Annotated in this window: 22 protein-coding genes, 1 tRNA gene and 1 pseudogene; 15 read left to right on the top strand and 9 right to left on the bottom strand. The window is 39.0% G+C overall.

Annotated elements, in window-relative coordinates; genetic code table 11:
• Positions 1-111 (bottom strand): annotated as a pseudogene (locus C7S20_RS07880) (DUF4260 family protein); the annotation flags it as partial.
• Between the two features lie 122 nt (positions 112-233).
• Between C7S20_RS07880 and C7S20_RS07885 the strand changes: the two are divergent.
• Together C7S20_RS07885 and C7S20_RS07890 are read left to right on the top strand one after the other, a co-directional pair.
• On the top strand, positions 234-590 hold the full coding sequence (locus C7S20_RS07885) for a DUF6567 family protein (RefSeq protein ID WP_159039899.1): 357 nt from the start codon (positions 234-236) through the stop codon (positions 588-590).
• A 66-nt stretch (positions 591-656) separates the two neighbouring features.
• Positions 657-1,001 (top strand): PEGA domain-containing protein, encoded by a 345-nt coding sequence (locus tag C7S20_RS07890; protein ID WP_107011974.1) that lies wholly within the window; start codon positions 657-659, stop codon positions 999-1,001.
• A gap of 30 nt (positions 1,002-1,031) precedes the next feature.
• Here C7S20_RS07890 and C7S20_RS07895 read toward each other — a convergent pair whose 3' ends face one another.
• From C7S20_RS07895 to ruvC, 4 genes are all read right to left on the bottom strand, one after another.
• Positions 1,032-1,778, bottom strand: coding sequence for a cyclase family protein (locus C7S20_RS07895; protein ID WP_107011975.1), 747 nt, complete (start codon positions 1,776-1,778; stop codon positions 1,032-1,034).
• A 72-nt stretch (positions 1,779-1,850) separates the two neighbouring features.
• Positions 1,851-2,975 (bottom strand): radical SAM family heme chaperone HemW, encoded by a 1,125-nt coding sequence (hemW, locus tag C7S20_RS07900; RefSeq protein ID WP_107011976.1) that lies wholly within the window; start codon positions 2,973-2,975, stop codon positions 1,851-1,853.
• Between the two features lie 23 nt (positions 2,976-2,998).
• Complete coding sequence (locus tag C7S20_RS07905) at positions 2,999-3,373, bottom strand: four helix bundle protein (protein ID WP_107011977.1); 375 nt, start codon at positions 3,371-3,373, stop codon at positions 2,999-3,001.
• A 32-nt stretch (positions 3,374-3,405) separates the two neighbouring features.
• On the bottom strand, positions 3,406-3,957 hold the full coding sequence (gene ruvC / locus C7S20_RS07910; protein WP_107014145.1) for a crossover junction endodeoxyribonuclease RuvC: 552 nt from the start codon (positions 3,955-3,957) through the stop codon (positions 3,406-3,408).
• Between the two features lie 70 nt (positions 3,958-4,027).
• Here ruvC and C7S20_RS07915 point away from each other — a divergent pair, with 70 nt between their 5' ends.
• Both C7S20_RS07915 and C7S20_RS07920 read left to right on the top strand, forming a co-directional pair.
• Positions 4,028-5,158: a glycosyltransferase family 2 protein gene (locus C7S20_RS07915; protein WP_107011978.1), complete on the top strand. Its 1,131-nt coding sequence runs from the start codon at positions 4,028-4,030 to the stop codon at positions 5,156-5,158.
• 98 nt (positions 5,159-5,256) lie between these two features.
• Complete coding sequence (locus C7S20_RS07920) at positions 5,257-5,547, top strand: YciI-like protein (protein ID WP_107011979.1); 291 nt, start codon at positions 5,257-5,259, stop codon at positions 5,545-5,547.
• A 91-nt stretch (positions 5,548-5,638) separates the two neighbouring features.
• On the opposite strand, the gene C7S20_RS07925 is transcribed toward C7S20_RS07920, so the two are convergent.
• From C7S20_RS07925 to C7S20_RS07940, 4 genes are all read right to left on the bottom strand, one after another.
• A complete protein-coding gene (locus C7S20_RS07925; RefSeq protein ID WP_107011980.1) occupies positions 5,639-6,112 on the bottom strand; it encodes a hypothetical protein in 474 nt (157 codons plus the stop codon).
• A gap of 126 nt (positions 6,113-6,238) precedes the next feature.
• Complete coding sequence (locus C7S20_RS07930) at positions 6,239-6,673, bottom strand: energy transducer TonB (RefSeq protein WP_107011981.1); 435 nt, start codon at positions 6,671-6,673, stop codon at positions 6,239-6,241.
• Between the two features lie 18 nt (positions 6,674-6,691).
• A complete protein-coding gene (locus C7S20_RS07935; RefSeq protein WP_107011982.1) occupies positions 6,692-8,128 on the bottom strand; it encodes a M56 family metallopeptidase in 1,437 nt (478 codons plus the stop codon).
• Positions 8,128-8,490: a BlaI/MecI/CopY family transcriptional regulator gene (locus tag C7S20_RS07940; protein WP_107011983.1), complete on the bottom strand. Its 363-nt coding sequence runs from the start codon at positions 8,488-8,490 to the stop codon at positions 8,128-8,130. The genes C7S20_RS07935 and C7S20_RS07940 overlap by 1 nt, the downstream gene beginning before the upstream one ends.
• A 112-nt stretch (positions 8,491-8,602) precedes the next feature.
• Between C7S20_RS07940 and C7S20_RS07945 the strand changes: the two genes are divergently transcribed.
• The 11 genes from C7S20_RS07945 to C7S20_RS08000 all read left to right on the top strand — a co-directional run bounded on the left by C7S20_RS07945 (position 8,603) and on the right by C7S20_RS08000 (position 16,537).
• Positions 8,603-9,100, top strand: a complete 498-nt coding sequence (locus tag C7S20_RS07945) for a DUF456 domain-containing protein (RefSeq protein ID WP_107011984.1) — start codon at positions 8,603-8,605, stop codon at positions 9,098-9,100.
• Positions 9,101-9,150: 50 nt separating this feature from the next.
• Complete coding sequence (locus tag C7S20_RS07950; RefSeq protein WP_107011985.1) at positions 9,151-10,188, top strand: flavin-containing monooxygenase; 1,038 nt, start codon at positions 9,151-9,153, stop codon at positions 10,186-10,188.
• Positions 10,189-10,469: 281 nt separating this feature from the next.
• Positions 10,470-10,901, top strand: a complete 432-nt coding sequence (locus C7S20_RS07960; protein ID WP_107011987.1) for a QcrA and Rieske domain-containing protein — start codon at positions 10,470-10,472, stop codon at positions 10,899-10,901.
• Positions 10,902-10,958: 57 nt separating this feature from the next.
• Positions 10,959-11,726 carry a TatD family hydrolase gene (locus C7S20_RS07965; RefSeq protein WP_107011988.1) on the top strand — a complete coding sequence of 256 codons (768 nt, stop codon included), beginning with the start codon at positions 10,959-10,961 and terminating at the stop codon, positions 11,724-11,726.
• 49 nt (positions 11,727-11,775) lie between these two features.
• Positions 11,776-12,909 (top strand): 1-acyl-sn-glycerol-3-phosphate acyltransferase, encoded by a 1,134-nt coding sequence (locus C7S20_RS07970; RefSeq protein WP_107011989.1) that lies wholly within the window; start codon positions 11,776-11,778, stop codon positions 12,907-12,909.
• Entirely contained in the window at positions 12,899-13,927 is a 1,029-nt protein-coding gene (locus C7S20_RS07975) for an asparaginase (protein WP_107011990.1), read from the top strand. The genes C7S20_RS07970 and C7S20_RS07975 overlap by 11 nt, the downstream gene beginning before the upstream one ends.
• A 64-nt stretch (positions 13,928-13,991) precedes the next feature.
• A tRNA-Ser gene (locus C7S20_RS07980) sits at positions 13,992-14,080 on the top strand.
• 67 nt (positions 14,081-14,147) lie between these two features.
• A complete protein-coding gene (locus C7S20_RS07985) occupies positions 14,148-14,951 on the top strand; it encodes a MotA/TolQ/ExbB proton channel family protein (protein WP_107011991.1) in 804 nt (267 codons plus the stop codon).
• An 18-nt stretch (positions 14,952-14,969) separates the two neighbouring features.
• Positions 14,970-15,407 carry an Asp23/Gls24 family envelope stress response protein gene (locus C7S20_RS07990; protein WP_107011992.1) on the top strand — a complete coding sequence of 146 codons (438 nt, stop codon included), beginning with the start codon at positions 14,970-14,972 and terminating at the stop codon, positions 15,405-15,407.
• 5 nt (positions 15,408-15,412) lie between these two features.
• The gene (locus C7S20_RS07995; protein ID WP_107011993.1) at positions 15,413-16,021 is read left to right on the top strand and encodes an ExbD/TolR family protein; all 609 of its coding nucleotides are present in this window, start codon (positions 15,413-15,415) and stop codon (positions 16,019-16,021) included.
• 33 nt (positions 16,022-16,054) lie between these two features.
• Positions 16,055-16,537, top strand: coding sequence for an ExbD/TolR family protein (locus C7S20_RS08000; RefSeq protein WP_107011994.1), 483 nt, complete (start codon positions 16,055-16,057; stop codon positions 16,535-16,537).
• Positions 16,538-16,546 lie beyond the last annotated feature (9 nt).

Raw genomic sequence — 16,546 nt, forward strand, 5'->3', positions numbered from 1 at the left:
CTATTTTCCTATTTCTCCAAGATGGGTAAATTTATATCCTTTTTCATACTTAAGTCCGTAACCAGGCATACGATCGAAACTACTACGTGCAAAAAGTATGATTCCTGCCATTTAAGAGTAATTTATTCCCAATTCATAGTCAATTACGGAAACCCGTAAGGTTAATTGATGATAACTAATTTATTTTGGCTTCATAAAGATGTTTAAATATAAATTAACTAAATCCATTTTACATGAAAAGATTATTACTTAGAATTTCTTTTGTTTTATGCTTAACAATTCTTTTTTCAAGTTGTGCCGCCGGACTTACAGGTTACATGAACAATTCAGCAGCATTAAGCGCTGATAACTATACCTATGTGAAGAAAGATCTTCAGGGTATGTCACAGGCAACCTATGTTCTTGGGATAGGAGGTATGAAAAGAGAGGCTATTGTCGCTGAAGCCAAGCAAAAAATGCTTGAAAATTATACCTTACAAGATGGACAGACTATAGCGAATACAACCGTCAACTTTAAATACTCAAACTTTTTAGGGATTGTTGCTACAACAAAATGTTATGTAACCGCCGACATAGTAGAGTTTAAATAAGTCATTATCTAACTTTTGAACGGATTGAACTAAATGGTTTGATCCGTTTTTCTTTTTCTAACCAAAATGAAATTAAAAAATCTTTTTACCTTAATTGTAGGAATCTTATTGCTCTTTTCCAGTTGCGCCAGCTCCACAATTATTGATTCCTATCCGTCAAATGCTACAATTTATATAAATGGTGAAAAAGTCGGAAAAACTCCATATAAACACCGAGATACTAAAATTGTAGGAAGTACAAATGAAGTAAGAATTGAAAAAACAGGATTCAAAACATACAAAAGTTCTTTTTCAAAAAATGAAGAAATCGCCGTTGGACCTTTGATAGGAGGTGTTTTTGTATTAGTACCCTATTTATGGATTATGAAATATAAAAAAGCAAGAGTCTATGATCTAATTCCTGAAGAATAGCCGCTTCTTCCATTTTCAGACTGATATTTATCATTTTAATATTTTATAAAGTACTGGCTTGCATGGTGCCGCGTCATTTTCGAAGGATGCGGGCTGAAGATTCAGAAAATAATCGCCGTCTTCTATTTTGTTTGGAACATAGATCAGTTCCGTAATCGTGGCATCAAAACGGGTATTTTTGGGATAGTTCCAAAAAGCCTTATGAGCCAGTAATTTTCCCTCATCATTTTCCTTATCTACTGATGGCTGATCGATGAGCAGATGTTTGATTCCGTTTTCGCGAATGAAAACCGCGGCCTCTTCTTCAAGATAAGGCCAGTTGGAATGCGAGTGGATCTTTGAGATCTTCCCGATATAATTCGGAAGGCATCTTATTACCAGGGCCTGCGCGTCTATATTTTTAATTTTTTCAATAGATTTTTTTGTGATCACCAGATCGCTACCCTTTTTCTGAGGTTCTACGGAAATTAAAACAGCCTTAAAAAAGAAAGTTTTCAGTAGTTGCTGAAGATTTTCATTTTCAGGAGTGATATGCCCAACACATTCAGTATGCGTGGCATGCGCGTGCGGATTAAACCAGATATTATTAAAATTCACCGAAGCCCCCTCAGTGACTTTTCCCACGAATTTGCCATCTCTAACCGGCTTGATCTCCGGATGTTTTAAATACCAGGCCTGCGGATTCTTATCATCGCCGCGCAGGCTGATGGAAATATCCAGCGGTTTGGAAAAATCTATCCGGTAAGTTTCGCCATTGTGGCTAATACTGGCTAACATGCTCGATTGATTGGTTACACAAAGGTAATTGATAATTGAGAATGGATAATGGATAATTGAAAATGAAGTATTCTAGTCGATATAGAATAAATCGGCAGCGATCCCGTCGCTAAGGAATTTCCCTTTTTTGGTGATGTGGAAATGCGAGTCTTTCTTTTCGAGCAGGCCATCCCGTAAAAATCTTTCGGTTTCCTTTAAAAAATATTCGGCATATTTTTTTCCGAAAAGTTCTTCAATGTCTTTTGCCGAAACTCCAAATTTAGTTCGAAAACGCGTCATCACGAATTCGTTATACCTGTCGGTTACTGATAGTTCCTCGGTTGTCAAAGGCAGTTCGCTTTTTTCCAGTGCTTTTATGTAAAGTGTATTGTTACTCACATTCCATTTGCGTTGTTTTCCGTCAAAAGAGTGAGCCGAAGGTCCAATTCCTAAATAGGCTTTGCCCATCCAGTAAGCCATATTGTTCCTTGAATGAAAGCCCGGTTTGCCAAAATTTGAAAATTCATAATGCTCAAATCCGGAAGAAGTGAGTGTTTCTACCAGGATATCAAATTGCTCACGATAAGTCTCATCGCTAACAGGCGTTACTTTGCCCTTTTCGATGAATTTTTCAAGTGCTGTTTTAGGTTCGACGGTTAGCGCGTAACTTGAAATATGCGGAATTTCGAGGTCTAAGGCAATCTGCAGATTTTTCTTCCAGTTTTTATTGGTCAGTCCGGGGATACCGTAAATAAGATCGATGGATATATTATCGAAATACTTTTTAGCCAGCTGCAGGGATTTCAATGCTTCTTCGGCATTATGAGCACGGTTCATCAGTTGCAGGTCGGCTTCAAAAAAAGACTGCACGCCAATGCTGAGCCTGTTCACTGGAGATTGGGCCAGCATTTTTAAAACTTCTTCCGATAGGTCATCGGGATTGGCTTCCAGGGTGATTTCAGCATTTTCTAAAACTTCAAAACTGTCAGAAATCGTTCGGAATATTTTTTCAAGTTCCTCAGAATTTAGCAGGGAAGGGGTGCCGCCCCCAAAATAGATAGTTTCTATATTCGATTTTAATTCATCTTTTCTTAATTCCAATTCCCGACATAGCATTTCCACAAGCTGCGGCTTTTTCTTCACCGAAGTGGAAAAATGAAAATCACAGTAATGGCAGGCCTGCTTGCAAAAAGGAATGTGTAAATATATTCCAGACATTAACAATTAACAATTAACAGTTATCAATTATCAGTTTTTCTGATTCGTGTGGACTTCAGTATTGAATATAATATTTTAGATAGCTCGTCGGCGAGTTGATATAATGAGGAAAAATTCTTCTCTCTTAAATAATTGGAATCATGAAGGAGTTTGAGCCAATATTTTGTCTCCAGGCTTTCTTTATAAGCAATTGAGATTTTAGCAGAAAAATCGGCATTTGAGATCGCACCATTGGCTTCCGCAACATTAGCGCCTATCGAAGTGCCACAACGCAAGAGTTGTTTTGATAAAATATATTCCTTTTGCTCGGTCAGTTCCTTGCAAGCAGAAATAATTTTTAACGCATATTGGTAAGATTTATCTGCCAACACATTCCTTTTATCCGCACCTTCTTCCATGTCGTTAATTGATAATTGGTTATTGATAACTGTTAATTGATTTTTTTAGGGTTTTGCTTCACAAAAGCTTCCCAGCCCGTATAACTTTTCCCTATTTCCGGCCGGCCAGAATTATAAAAATGACAAACCGCGGCAGCAAGTCCATCGGTGGCGTCCAGGTTTTTGGGAAGGGTTTTTAATTTAAGCAGACTCTGAAGCATTTTGGCCACCTGCTCCTTGCTGGCGTTTCCGTTGCCGGTAATGGCCATTTTGATCTTTTTCGGAAGATATTCGGTAATCGGCACCTGACGGGAAAGTCCGGCTGCCATGGCTACGCCCTGAGCCCGGCCAAGTTTCAGCATTGACTGCACGTTTTTTCCGAAAAAAGGTGCTTCAATAGCGATCTCATCGGGATGATAATTATCGATAAGCTCCACGGTTCTTTCAAAGATCATTTTCAGTTTGAGATAATGATCGTCGTACTTTTTCAGCTGAAGTTCATTCATCTGGATAAAAGTCATTGTATTTTTTTCAACTTTGATGAGTCCGAAACCCATGATCGTGGTTCCGGGATCGATGCCAAGAATGATCTTTTCGCCTTTCAAAACTGCCTTATCTGAAGAATTGCTCACTAAAAATACCTAATTTGGGACTTTCACAAAGCTAAACATTTTAATGCTCATACTCCTGCTTCTCACCGGCGGACTTTATTCTTCGCTGATCCTGGCTTTTATCATAGGTTTTGAAAAATTGAAAGCGCCTCAAAGCATCGGAGAAGAAAATTCCATCCGGTTTTCGGTGATTGTACCTTTTAGAAATGAAGCCGAAAATTTGCCTTGTTTACTTGAATCTTTCAGTTTGCTGAATTACCCGATAGGGAAGTTTGAAATTCTTTTGATCGACGATGATTCTGAAGACGGTTCTGTGGAAATAGGTGAGAAATTCAAAAGGGATTTCCCTGATTTCAGGATGAGAATTCTGAAAAACAAAAGGCAATCCAAGTCGCCAAAAAAGGACGCGATAAGAACCGGAATCGAAAATTCATCTTTTGAATATATCATCACTACAGATGCCGATTGCCGGGTTCCCGAAAACTGGCTGAAATATTTCGAAGCACAAATAAAAGCCAATGCACCTTCCATGATCGCCGGTCCCGTTGCTTTTTCTGAAAACCTGCGAAAGAAACTTTTCCAGCGTTTTGAAGAAATTGATTTTTTCAGCCTGCAGGGAAGTTCAATGGGTGCGTTTGGGATTGGGAAGCCTTTTATGTGCAATGGTGCCAATCTGTGTTATGAAAAATCGGCTTTTGAAAAAGTTGGTGGCTTTCAGAATAACATTGAGATCACCAGTGGAGATGATGTATTTCTGCTTCAGAATTTCAAAGCAGAAGGCCTGAAGATCGATTTTTTAAAGAAATATGAGGCGGCGGTTTTTACTAATTATCAAAAAGACCCTGGTGCACTTATTTCACAGCGAATTCGATGGGGAGCAAAAACTTCAGCTTATAAGGATATTTTCGCAAAAGCGGTTGGTCTTATCGTGATGGTATTCAATTCTTTATTGATCATTTCCGGAATTCTGGCTCTTTTTGGCAGTATAAATTACCAGATATTGTTGTTTGTGTTTCTGATAAAATTCAATCTTGATTTTATTCTTATTTATAAAACCGCCCAGTTTTTCCAAAGGGAACTTGGGATGAGAGATTATTTCTGGGTAAGCTTTTTACATCCTTTCTTTTTATCTTTTACTGCAGTTTTGGCAATTTTTAGCGGATTTCATTGGAAAGGAAGGAAGTATAAGAATTGACAATGGATAATTGAAAATTGACAATTAAAAGTTGAGGTGACCGTCTGCTTAGAAGGCAGATGCTCTTTCAGCATCTTTAATCAGAAATACCTTGAATTATGAATTACTACATACTTTTTTACGATCTCAATGATAATTATCTCGAGGAACGTGGTCAGTATCGGGCGGAGCATTTAGGAATGGCCAAAGAAGCTGCAGAGAAAGGTCAGCTGGTTTTAGGCGGAGCAATGGACAGCCCGGCAGATCAGGCTATTTTGATCTTCCGTGGAAATGATGAAAAATTGGCGCGCGATTTCGCTGAAAATGATCCATATGTAAAAAACGGACTTGTAAAATCCTGGAAAGTGCGAAAATGGAATGCGGTGATCGGTAGTAAATTCGAAGAATAGGATTGTTTATTAAGGTAACTGTGAGTTACCTCAGTAGAGAAGCAGTCTCTTCAAATAGGTAAACAGCCTAATTCTAAAGTTAACTGCCTATTCATTCCGCTTTAACCACCACGGGCATCTTAAAAACTGTGGAAACGGGAATGCCTCTTTTACTGGCCGGATAGATCTTCGGAAGTGAATCGATACTCTGCTTTAGCCAATCCTTTATATGAGGCAGCTGGTTGGTGACGGTAGTGTCTACTTTTATAGAATCTATCTGAGGCCGTCCTTCCTTGGTGATTTCCAGATAAATAAAAAGCGTGTCGTTGATGCTCTCGGTGACTACCGGTTGTTGCGCGGCAAGAAAAGAATAGATTTCAGAAGCTACTTTGGTTTCAAAACAATGCTTCGCGGCTTGTAATTCGGTTTGGTTCTGGCATTCTTCAAAAGCGGGATATTCATCGACTTCTTTCCAGTTAAGCGCACGTGTTTCCTGTTCCAAAACCTCTTCTGAAGAGATCTTTTTAGTCTCGAAATTACAGGAAATCAGGCTTAAAAATAAAACAGGAAGTAATGCTTTTTTCATTTAGAATCCGCTTACGGATTTCAAAAATAGTGAAATATAGCAGGTTAGGAAAGAAAACTGTTATTCGATCATTTTTATAAAATAATTTCCGACTATTCTTCCTGAAATGACGCCCGTTTTAAGGCCTTATTTTTCAACCATAAAAACAATGGGAAGATGATATTGAACATTTACCGGTTCACCATTCACCTTCGCTGGTTTCATATGGGGAAGGCTTTTTACCGCCCTTTCTGCTTCTTTTAGAATTTCATTTGGAGCACCTGTGGCATGTACCTGGGTCACATTCCCGTCTTTGGTGATCACAAAATGAACAAACAGTTTATTTCTGCCTTTTTTAGCATAGGGTCTAACCTTGACGGTATTGAAATTGGAATTCACATACCAAATCACTTTTTCAGAAAAGCATTTCCTGTTTTGTTCTTCTGAGTGAAGCTCCAGGCAGCCGGGAAAAACGGGCGCTTCAGATGTTTCCTCAAATGAGACCGTTTCAAGATCTTTTTCTTTCTGGGCAAAAGCCGCGACACTTATAAAAAGCGTCGCGGTGATTAAAAGAGTTTTCATAGGTGTATTTTTTATGCATTATTCAGCAACTTTAAAGGCGATAGGTAAAGAGTACATCACACTCACAGGTTGACCATTTTGCTCGCCCGGTGTCATTTGAGGCAGGCTCGAAACTACCCGAATGGCTTCTTCTTCAAGTTCAGGTTTTGGTGCCCTCGCCTTAACGTCTACTATTTTTCCGGTTTCATCAATCCTGAATTGGACTATTACGCGGTTAATTCCGGTTAGACCCAGTTTTTTTCCCAGCGAGGTATCAAAATTCTCGTTTACAAACTCTGCAATTTTACTGGAAGTACAATTCTTTCTTGGATCATCAACCCATTGTTCGCACCCGGGAAACGCGGGAGCCAAATCTACCACTGCAAAGGGAATTTTATCTTTATAAACCTGAGCTTTAGATTTCCCGCTGACTTCAATAACTTCCACTTTTTTCATATAATCTTTTTGAAGACTTTTTAGAAGATCAAATTCCTCTTGAGTTAGGTTTTCCTTATTCTGGATTGCTGCTTTTAGATCGACAATTTGATTGCTTAAAGACATTTCCTGTTCATCGATTCCCATGTTCTGATCTTCGGAGCAGGAAACATAAGTTAACATTAGCAGCAGCGCAGGAACGAGTAATAAAAATTTGAATTTTGATAATTGTGATGATTTGTGTTTTTGTAACATAATGATTCGTTTTTTGATTAATGAATGACTAAAAAATTGATTGGTGAATGAGATATTGCTGGTGCCGAATGTGCTGTTCAGCAATTGTTCAAAATATTGCTTTTTTCCTGAGGTCTTAACCGTAGATTCATCGGCGATGAACTCGTGTAAAGTTGCCAGTTTTGACTGAAAAAGATAGATCAACGGATTGAACCAGAACAAAATCTTTAAAAGCTCAAAAATCAAAAGATCGGCGGTATGTTTATGATCGAGATGAACAAGCTCGTGAAGCATGATCTGTTCCCTTTCGGTTTCACTCAGGGCCTCGCCAATATAAAGCCAGTTAAAAAAAGTAAAGGCCGCCCGGGATCGAGGAATCTGGTAAATTCGGTAATGAGATTTCGAGATACATATAGATTTACGCGATACTTTAAATAATCTATTAAGCTTAAAAATAAAAACACCTAAAGCGATCAGCGATCCGCATAAATAGATAACCAGCCACCAGTTCAAATGATTTTCGAAATTCATCAGAATATCATTTTGAGCTGTTCCAGCCTGCTTACCTATAAATACCTCGGGCAGCCAGTATGTTGTATTTGCTGAAATTTCCTGGAACGCAACAGCAGGAGCCGATTTTTGTAAACCTTCAATCCTGATGAACGGAATGAGGAAAGAGAGTATTGGGGTGGCCAGCAAATAAATCCGGTTAAGGTTAAAAAAAGTTTCCTTCTGAAGCCAGAATTCGTAGATCAGCAAAAATGCGAGCTGAAAAACTATTATTTCGAGAATATACTGAGTAATCATTATTCTTTGTCTTTATTGATCTCTTTGAGGATCGCTTCGAGATCGCTCGTTTTCATATCGTTCTTCTTCATAAAAAAGGAAACCATGCTTTTAAAAGAGCCGTTGAAATAATTATCCATTAACTGGGTAATGCTTTGATTGCTGTAGGTTTCCTTTTCCATTACAGGGAAGTAGATATAGCCTTTTCCCTGCTGGCGATGGTCTACAAAACCTTTGGTTTCCAGGATCCTCACAATGGTCGAAACCGTATTATAAGCCGGTTTTGGCTCGGGCATTTCCTCAATAATGGCGGCCACATTTCCTTCTTTTAATTCCCAAAGGATCTGCATGATCTCTTCTTCGGCTTTGGTGAGCTGTTTCATCTTTTCTCAGAATTTGATATTGCTAATATAAACTAAGTTTTTAGTTTGAACTAATATTTTAGTTAAAATTATAATTTGAAAGTTTTATATCTTCGCTTTTCATTGAATTGCTATGGAAATATTTTTACTCATACTCGCCGCGGTTTTTATGCTTGCCGGGATTTTAGGCAGTTTTCTGCCGGTGCTTCCCGGAGTGCCATTAAGCTGGATAGGTTTGCTCCTTTTTTATCTCATTCCCGGAATCGGCCTTAATTATTTGTTTCTCGGAATAACCCTGGCGATCACCATCATCATTTATATCCTAAATCTTGTCATTCCGGCTTATGGAACAAAGCGTTTTGGCGGAAGCCGAAAGGGAATGATCGGTGCGACCATCGGTTTGGTTGTGGGAATCTTTGCGCCTTTTCCTTTCGCTGTGATTATTTGTCCGTTTATTGGTGCCCTCATCGGTGAAATTTTGAATAAAAGCACTTCCAGGACCGCGATGCGAGCCGCTTTTGGTTCTTTTGTTGGGCTATTGGCTTCTAGTTTTATGGAATTTGTGGTCTGCTTCGGATTTCTGATTTTGTTTCTTTTCCAGTTCTGGTCGTACAGATACCTTTTCTTTTAGCCCATTTTCAGAAAGCCTTTAGAAATCCTATTTTTGCAAAAAAACAGGGAATGCTCGATTTTATTGTAGTGGGAGCTGCACAGGCCGGACTCGCGATGGCCTATTATTTAAAAAAATTGAATAAGGATTTTCTTCTCGTCGACAAGGAGTCTGAAATCGGTGCCTCCTGGCTCAATCGCTGGGATTCTCTAAAACTTTTTACGCCTTCAGAATTTAATAATATGCCGGGAATGGAATTTCCGGCGGAAAATGGCCATTATCCCTCGAAGACAGAGGTAGCCAATTATTTCAAGATGTATGCCGAAGAATTCGAATTTCCTATTAAGCTGAATACCCTAGTTGAAAATATTTCCCACGAAGGAGATCATTTTATAATTACAGGGCCTAACATCGATCTGAAATCTAAAAATGTGGTGATCGCCACCGGGCCGTTCCATATTCCATACACACCTCCGTTCTCTAAAAAGATCAACCGGGATATTTTCCAGATTCATAGTAATTATTATAAAAATCCGTCGCAGCTTCAACCCGGAGCGGCCATGGTTGTTGGTGCGGGAGATAGCGGTTTTCAAATCCTCGATGAGATTTCAGAAGAAGCTGAACGGAAAGTTTACTTTTCGGGAACTACAGATGTACGCGCGCTTCCGCAGGAAATATTAGGAAAAACGCTCTGGTGGTGGTTCACAAAGATCGGTTTTCTTAGTTTTAGCCGGAATAACTGGCTTGGGAAAAAATTAAGTAGAACGCGCCAGCCGGTGATAGGGACTGATGTAAAAGAAATTCTTTCCAGAAAAAATGTCGAACCGGTGGGGAAAACAAAAAATGCAGAAGGTCGTGTTGTGATCACCGAAAAGAAAAAACTTGAGGATCTTCAAAATATCATTTGGGCGACCGGCTACCGGCCAAATTTTAACTGGATCGAAGGCCTGGAACTTTCCAAAGACGGTTATCCAAAACATCAACGAGGCATTAGCAATATTGATGGTTTATATTTTATAGGTTTGCCCTGGCTGCATACCCGCGGTTCTGCAACCCTTGGCGGGATCAAAAAAGATGCTGCCTATCTCGCTTCAAAAATAAGCACTTAAAATTACCAAAAAATTAACGCCTTCAAAACAATGAAAACCTGTCTTTGAGGTTAATTTTAATGTGTTTTTTACAATTTACCTTTTTTCAAAAGAATTAGCCGTGTTTTTTTCTTCTCCTTGTTGCGATCTTCTTAAACTGGAAAAAAGAGATATAACTACAACTTCCAATAAGCTTAATACCAAATTTTTATCAACTTACCTCTGCAGGTATAATTATATCATTTCTAAAACCTTTGAAACCTGATTATTGAATTGATTTTTAATTAAATACTATTTAAAAAATGAAAAGAGTAGAATTTATTGCTTCCGTGGGAAAAGGATTGTTTTTAGCCTGTTCAGGTGCCTGTATGCTAAGTAGCTGCAGTACAGGCAATGATCAGTTACCAGCTCCTCCCACAGGAGATGTAAGTGTAGATATTACAAAATTGAGTGCAGTTGGAGATCAGATAATTAAAAACAGCGTACTGTTTTTTAGAATTAGTACAGGGAATTCTGCCGATAGTTTTGTTGCAACCCAGGCACTTTGTCCACATCAGGGGGGAAGACTGGTATGGGTAGAGCAGGATAATCTTATTGAATGTGTGCTTCATTTCGCAGAATTTCAAAAAGACGGTTCTGTGGTACAGGGTCCTCAGGGATCTTCCGGTAATGTGAGGCCGCTTGCTGTATATCCGCTCAGCTTAACCGGCGACACCCTTACAGCTAGCGTTTAAAATTTAAAATCCCTTCATGCTTTTTGCAGTTCACCAGCTAAGCTTACTTTTGCAGTTATGACAATTACCGATACCCATACTCATTTATATAGCGACGCTTTTGATGAAGACCGAAAAGAGGTAATTCAGAAAGCGATAGATAATAGAATTAAACGTTTTTTTATTCCTGCCATCGATTCTGAAACTACCAAAAGCATGTATGCTCTTGAAAAAGAATTTCCTAAAAATGTTTTTCTTATGATGGGCCTGCATCCCACTAGTGTAATGGAAAACTATCAGGAAGAGCTCCAACATGTAAAAGACCAATTTGAGAAACGGGATTTTTACGCGGTGGGAGAAATAGGAATCGATCTTTACTGGGATAAATCAACCCTAGAAATTCAGAAAAAAGCCTTTAGGCAACAAATACAGTTCGCAAAAGAAAAGGGGCTTCCTATCGTAATTCATTGCAGGGATGCTTTTGATGAAATCTTTGAAGTCCTTGAACAGGAAAAAGATGATAAGCTCTTTGGAATTTTTCATTGTTTTACCGGCACCTACGAGCAGGCTCAAAAAGCGCTTTCCTATAATATGAAACTTGGAATAGGCGGAGTGGTCACTTTTAAAAATGGCGGAATTGACAAATTTCTACCTAAGATCCCTCTTGAAAATATTGTGCTGGAGACAGATTCCCCTTATTTGGCACCTTCACCATACCGGGGAAAACGCAATGATCCTGTTTACATTCTGGAAGTACTGAAAAAGCTCGCGGATCTATATAATGTTACAGAAGAACAAGTTGCGGAAATCACAACGCTAAACTCTTGTGAAATATTTGGAATTTAAAACTATTAAACAGAAATTTTGTTCATTTGCTAAACAAACTGACCAATAAGTGCAAAATTTCGATGATATAAGATTTTACCATGATGAGGAGGTAAAGCCTGCTTTAAAGGAATATGTAAAAAATCCCATGGTAAAAGCTCTTTTTCAGTTTACATTTCCTGAAAAAGATTTTTCAGAAATTGAAGAAAAAGTTCTCCTGTGTGAATCTATACGGGATTTCCAAACGCAGATCATTTACTACAGCGTGGAGAAGGTTCTGGAAAAAACCAGTGAAGGCTTAAATGCTTCCGGATTTGAAAAACTGGATCCTTCGGAATCTTATTTTTTTATTTCAAATCATCGGGATATTATCCTGGATACTTCGCTGATCAATTACACTTTATACAATCACGGCCTGGTAATGACGGCTTCAGCTATTGGCGATAACCTGGTGCAGAAACCTTTCCTGATGGCCCTTTCGAAGCTCAACCGAAACTTTCTGGTCCTTCGCAATCAGACTCCGCGGCAAATGCTGCACAGTTCCATGAAGCTTTCAGAATATATAAGAAAACTTCTTGAAGAAGGCCGTTCGGTATGGATGGCGCAGAGAGAAGGAAGAACCAAAGACGGAAATGATTTTACGCAACAGGGAGTGCTGAAAATGCTGGCTATGGCGAAAGGTGATGATGAAATAACTGATTATTTCGCAAAACTGAAGATTGTTCCGGTTTCTATTTCGTATGAATTTGATCCCACCGATATGCTTAAAATGCCCGAGGTTCTGGCTAAGCGAATGAAAGAAGAGTATAAAAAATCTGCTAACGAAGATTTTAACAGTATCATGCAGGGCGCTTTGGGTCAGAAAGGACGAATTCAATTAAGCGCTGGAAAGGTTTTGACAAAAGAAGATTTTGCACCGATCGCAGAAAAAGATCTTTCGGTGAATGATCAGTTAAAAGAAATCGCTGCACGAATAGACCAAAGCATCTACAGGAACTTCAAATTATGGCCGGCCAATTATATTGCCTATGACCTGCTGAAGAATGAAAAGAAATTTTCTGATAAATATTCCGATAAGGAGAAAAGGCAATTTGAAAGACGAATCAGTAGAAGAGTAGATGTCAAAAATCCGCTGGCGCTGAACAGCTACTTATTGATGTATGCCAACCCGGTGATCAATAAAATGTCTTTAAATGAAGAATAATTCCAGGATACTTCTCATATATACCGGGGGGACGATCGGGATGATCAAAGATTATGAAACCGGTGCTTTAAAAGCTTTTAATTTTAATGAGCTGCTTCAAAATATTCCCGAGCTTCAGATCCTGGAGCATGAAATTGAGACCATCAGTTTTGAAGAGCCCATAGATTCTTCGAATATGAATCCGGTTTACTGGATCCAGATTGCTGAAATTATCGAAGAAAATTATGATAATTATGATGGTTTCGTGGTGCTTCATGGTAGTGATACGATGTCTTATTCGGCATCTGCACTGAGCTTTATTTTTGAAAATCTTTCAAAACCTATCATTTTTACGGGTTCGCAGCTTCCTATTGGAGACTTGAGAACCGATGCCAAGGAAAATCTCATTACCAGCATCCAAATTGCCGGTCTTCAGAAAAATGGCCGGCCGGTGATTACTGAAGTGGGTCTTTATTTTGAATATAAATTATACCGGGCCAATAGAACTACCAAGATCAATGCGGAACATTTTCAGGCTTTTGCATCTATGAATTATGCGCCTTTAGCCGAATCGGGTGTTTATCTTTCGGTCAATCATAAAGCTTTATGGAAGCCGAACCGGAAACAGAAATTAAAAATCCACAAGCATCTAAATGACGAGGTGTTGATATTAAAAATGTTTCCGGGCATAAGTGAAAGCTCGGTTTCTCATATACTTTCCAAGAAGGATCTGAAAGGAGTTGTACTTGAGACCTATGGCAGTGGTAATGCTCCTAATGACAAATGGTTCATAGAATTGCTAAGAGAATATGTAAAAAAAGGAGTGCGAATAGTGAATGTCACCCAATGTATTGCGGGTAGCGTGATGATGGGGCAGTATGAAACAAGTGTGGGCCTTAAAAAAGTAGGAATTGTTTCAGGAAAAGATATCACTACCGAAGCAGCGGTGGCAAAATTGATGTATTTGTTAGGCAAGGAATTGTCTCCAAATGTGTTCAAAACTATCTTCGAAACTTCCCTTCGTGGCGAAATGTCTTAAAATTAATGCTTCAGAACTTGACGGAAAACGTTTTTTTTCGTTATTTGCCGCCCCGAAACAATACAGAGAGGTGGCCGAGCGGTCGAAGGCGCACGCCTGGAAAGTGTGTATCCGCCTAACGGCGGATCGAGGGTTCGAATCCCTTCCTCTCTGCTAAATGTTTTTATAAAAATTATTTATATCTTTAACCCTTTAACTAATTAAATTAAGACAAACAGTAATGAAAAGATTATTTTCTATTTTGGTAATCGCCGCGATTACGGTTCTTGGGGCCTACAATCTTCAGGCGGCTAACAGTTCGAATACTATGCCAGGAACTATCGCAACCTTTGTGCAGCAAGATGAAGATACAGCTGCTGCGGCAGATGAGGCAGATGAAAATCTTGGGTTTCACCAGGAACTTAAGAAACGATTCATCGAAGGTGGTCCTGCTTTTATGGGAATCGTACTACTATGTTTAATTTTAGGTCTGGCAATCGCCATTGAGAGAATTATCTATTTAAACCTTTCTACCACTAACACTAAGAAGTTGGCTCAGGAAGTTGAAGATGCTCTTAACAGTGGAGGAATTGAGGCAGCTAAAGAAGTTTGCCGTAACACAAAAGGTCCTGTTGCTTCTATCTACTATCAGGGTCTTGATCGTGCAGATGAAAGTATTGAAGCTGCAGAAAAAGCTGTTGTAGCTTATGGAGGTGTTCAAATGGGACAACTTGAGAAGAACGTATCATGGGTTTCCTTATTTATAGCTCTTGCACCTATGCTTGGGTTCATGGGAACGGTAATTGGTATGATCCAGGCCTTCGATAAAATTGAAGCAGCCGGGGATATGCAGCCATCACTTGTGGCAGGAGGTATTAAAGTAGCACTTCTTACTACGGTATTTGGTCTTATTGTTGCTATTATCCTTCAAATTTTCTACAACTACATTATCGCAAAAATCGATAGTATAGTAAATGATATGGAAGATGCTTCTATCATTCTTATTGATATGTTGGTAGCATACAAGAATAAAAAAAGAGTCTAAGACAAAGCAAAAGAAATTATGACCTTACATAAAATTTTAAAATATCTGGCACTCGTTATCGGTGTGATTGGATTGATCCTTCTGGGAAGGATCATCGCCTCGGGTGACGATGCTATTAAAGCCTCAGCAGATCTTCAGGCAAGTATGCTGGATCCATACATGTGGATTTCTTATATAATTCTGGCTGTAGTGATCGTAATGGTCGCAATATTCGTGATAGCCGGATTGTTTAGAGGAAATATTAAGAACACATTGATCGCGATTGGCTCATTTGTTGTAATAGTAGTTGTTGCATACGTAGTGAGTGACGGAACTGCTCATGAACTTAAAGATGGTACAATGCTTTCAGCATCGGGCGATCATTGGGTAGGAGCAGGATTGGTAACATTTTATATTTTAGCCGGGATCGCTATTTTAACTATGGTATTCTCGGGTATTAAAAAATTGGCTAAATAATAATTATGGCAAAAAGATCAGCACCGGAAGTGAATGCAGGTTCTATGGCAGATATCGCTTTCCTGCTTCTTATCTTTTTCCTGGTAACTACCACTATTGAGACCGATAAAGGAATTAGTAGGAAGTTACCGGAATGGCAACCAGAAGATATTGAACCTCCGGTAATCAAACAGAGAAATATCTTTACCGTGCAGGTGAACTCCAACGATGAGTTGCTGGTAGAAGATGAGGAAATGCAATTGGAAGATTTAAGGCAAGCGGCTTTCAAATTTTTAGATAATGGCGCAGGTACCGGTGATGAGGCCTGTAGTTTTTGTCAGGGAGCTAAAGATCCGAGTTCTTCTGTGAATCCACAAAAGGCGGTTATTTCTCTTCAGAATAACCGTGGAACCAGTTATTCCATGTATATAGCTGTGCAAAATGAATTAGTGGCAGCTTATAATGAACTTCGAGATCGCGAGGCTAAGCGTATGTACGGAGTCACTTATACCAAGATGGAAAAGATGTACAACGATCCTAACTATAATGGTGATAAAGACGCTCTGAAGGAGAAGATCGATGTAATTACGAATATGATTCCACAGAAATTATCGGAAGCTGAGCCTAAAAGCTAAGCTTTCCGAAAAACGAAAACGACTTAAATTATTATGGCAAAGTTTACAAAGAAAAAATCTGGAGATCTGCCTGCTATCAGTACGGCATCTTTACCTGATATTGTATTCATGCTTCTGTTTTTCTTTATGGTGGCTACTGTAATGCGTAAGAACACGCTTATGGTACAGAACAAGCTTCCATACGCCGATCAGGTTGAGAAACTTGATAAGAAAGACCTGGTAATGTATATATATGCAGGTAAGCCGAGCAAGCGGTATCAGGCTAAATTTGGTACGGAGGCCCGTATCCAGCTCAATGATAAATTTGCAAGTGTTGAAGAAATTCAGCCGTTTATCTATTCAGAACGTGAATCCAAAAGGGAAGAGCTTATTCCTTATCTGGTAACAGCTCTTAAGGTAGATTCAGATACGAATATGGGACTTGTTTCCGATATCAAACAAGAATTAAGAAAAGCAGAGGCTCTTAAGATCAACTATACCACGATCGAGGGAGATGCGATGCAAAATCTTAAATAATCTTTTCAC

Origin of the sequence: Christiangramia fulva (genome assembly GCF_003024155.1) — a bacterium.
Lineage (GTDB): Bacteria > Bacteroidota > Bacteroidia > Flavobacteriales > Flavobacteriaceae > Christiangramia > Christiangramia fulva.

What these genes read in the sequence shown, in the direction of transcription:
- C7S20_RS07885 (WP_159039899.1), top strand. Translation starts at nt 234, where the DNA reads ATGAAAAGATTATTACTTAGAATTTCTTTTGTTTTATGCTTAACAATT.
- C7S20_RS07890 (WP_107011974.1), top strand. Translation starts at nt 657, where the DNA reads ATGAAATTAAAAAATCTTTTTACCTTAATTGTAGGAATCTTATTGCTC.
- C7S20_RS07895 (WP_107011975.1), bottom strand. Translation starts at nt 1,778, where the DNA reads ATGTTAGCCAGTATTAGCCACAATGGCGAAACTTACCGGATAGATTTT.
- hemW (WP_107011976.1), bottom strand. Translation starts at nt 2,975, where the DNA reads ATGTCTGGAATATATTTACACATTCCTTTTTGCAAGCAGGCCTGCCAT.
- C7S20_RS07905 (WP_107011977.1), bottom strand. Translation starts at nt 3,373, where the DNA reads ATGGAAGAAGGTGCGGATAAAAGGAATGTGTTGGCAGATAAATCTTAC.
- C7S20_RS07915 (WP_107011978.1), top strand. Translation starts at nt 4,028, where the DNA reads ATGCTCATACTCCTGCTTCTCACCGGCGGACTTTATTCTTCGCTGATC.
- C7S20_RS07920 (WP_107011979.1), top strand. Translation starts at nt 5,257, where the DNA reads ATGAATTACTACATACTTTTTTACGATCTCAATGATAATTATCTCGAG.
- C7S20_RS07925 (WP_107011980.1), bottom strand. Translation starts at nt 6,112, where the DNA reads ATGAAAAAAGCATTACTTCCTGTTTTATTTTTAAGCCTGATTTCCTGT.
- C7S20_RS07930 (WP_107011981.1), bottom strand. Translation starts at nt 6,673, where the DNA reads ATGAAAACTCTTTTAATCACCGCGACGCTTTTTATAAGTGTCGCGGCT.
- C7S20_RS07935 (WP_107011982.1), bottom strand. Translation starts at nt 8,128, where the DNA reads ATGATTACTCAGTATATTCTCGAAATAATAGTTTTTCAGCTCGCATTT.
- C7S20_RS07940 (WP_107011983.1), bottom strand. Translation starts at nt 8,490, where the DNA reads ATGAAACAGCTCACCAAAGCCGAAGAAGAGATCATGCAGATCCTTTGG.
- C7S20_RS07945 (WP_107011984.1), top strand. Translation starts at nt 8,603, where the DNA reads ATGGAAATATTTTTACTCATACTCGCCGCGGTTTTTATGCTTGCCGGG.
- C7S20_RS07950 (WP_107011985.1), top strand. Translation starts at nt 9,151, where the DNA reads ATGCTCGATTTTATTGTAGTGGGAGCTGCACAGGCCGGACTCGCGATG.
- C7S20_RS07960 (WP_107011987.1), top strand. Translation starts at nt 10,470, where the DNA reads ATGAAAAGAGTAGAATTTATTGCTTCCGTGGGAAAAGGATTGTTTTTA.
- C7S20_RS07965 (WP_107011988.1), top strand. Translation starts at nt 10,959, where the DNA reads ATGACAATTACCGATACCCATACTCATTTATATAGCGACGCTTTTGAT.
- C7S20_RS07975 (WP_107011990.1), top strand. Translation starts at nt 12,899, where the DNA reads ATGAAGAATAATTCCAGGATACTTCTCATATATACCGGGGGGACGATC.
- C7S20_RS07985 (WP_107011991.1), top strand. Translation starts at nt 14,148, where the DNA reads ATGAAAAGATTATTTTCTATTTTGGTAATCGCCGCGATTACGGTTCTT.
- C7S20_RS07990 (WP_107011992.1), top strand. Translation starts at nt 14,970, where the DNA reads ATGACCTTACATAAAATTTTAAAATATCTGGCACTCGTTATCGGTGTG.
- C7S20_RS07995 (WP_107011993.1), top strand. Translation starts at nt 15,413, where the DNA reads ATGGCAAAAAGATCAGCACCGGAAGTGAATGCAGGTTCTATGGCAGAT.
- C7S20_RS08000 (WP_107011994.1), top strand. Translation starts at nt 16,055, where the DNA reads ATGGCAAAGTTTACAAAGAAAAAATCTGGAGATCTGCCTGCTATCAGT.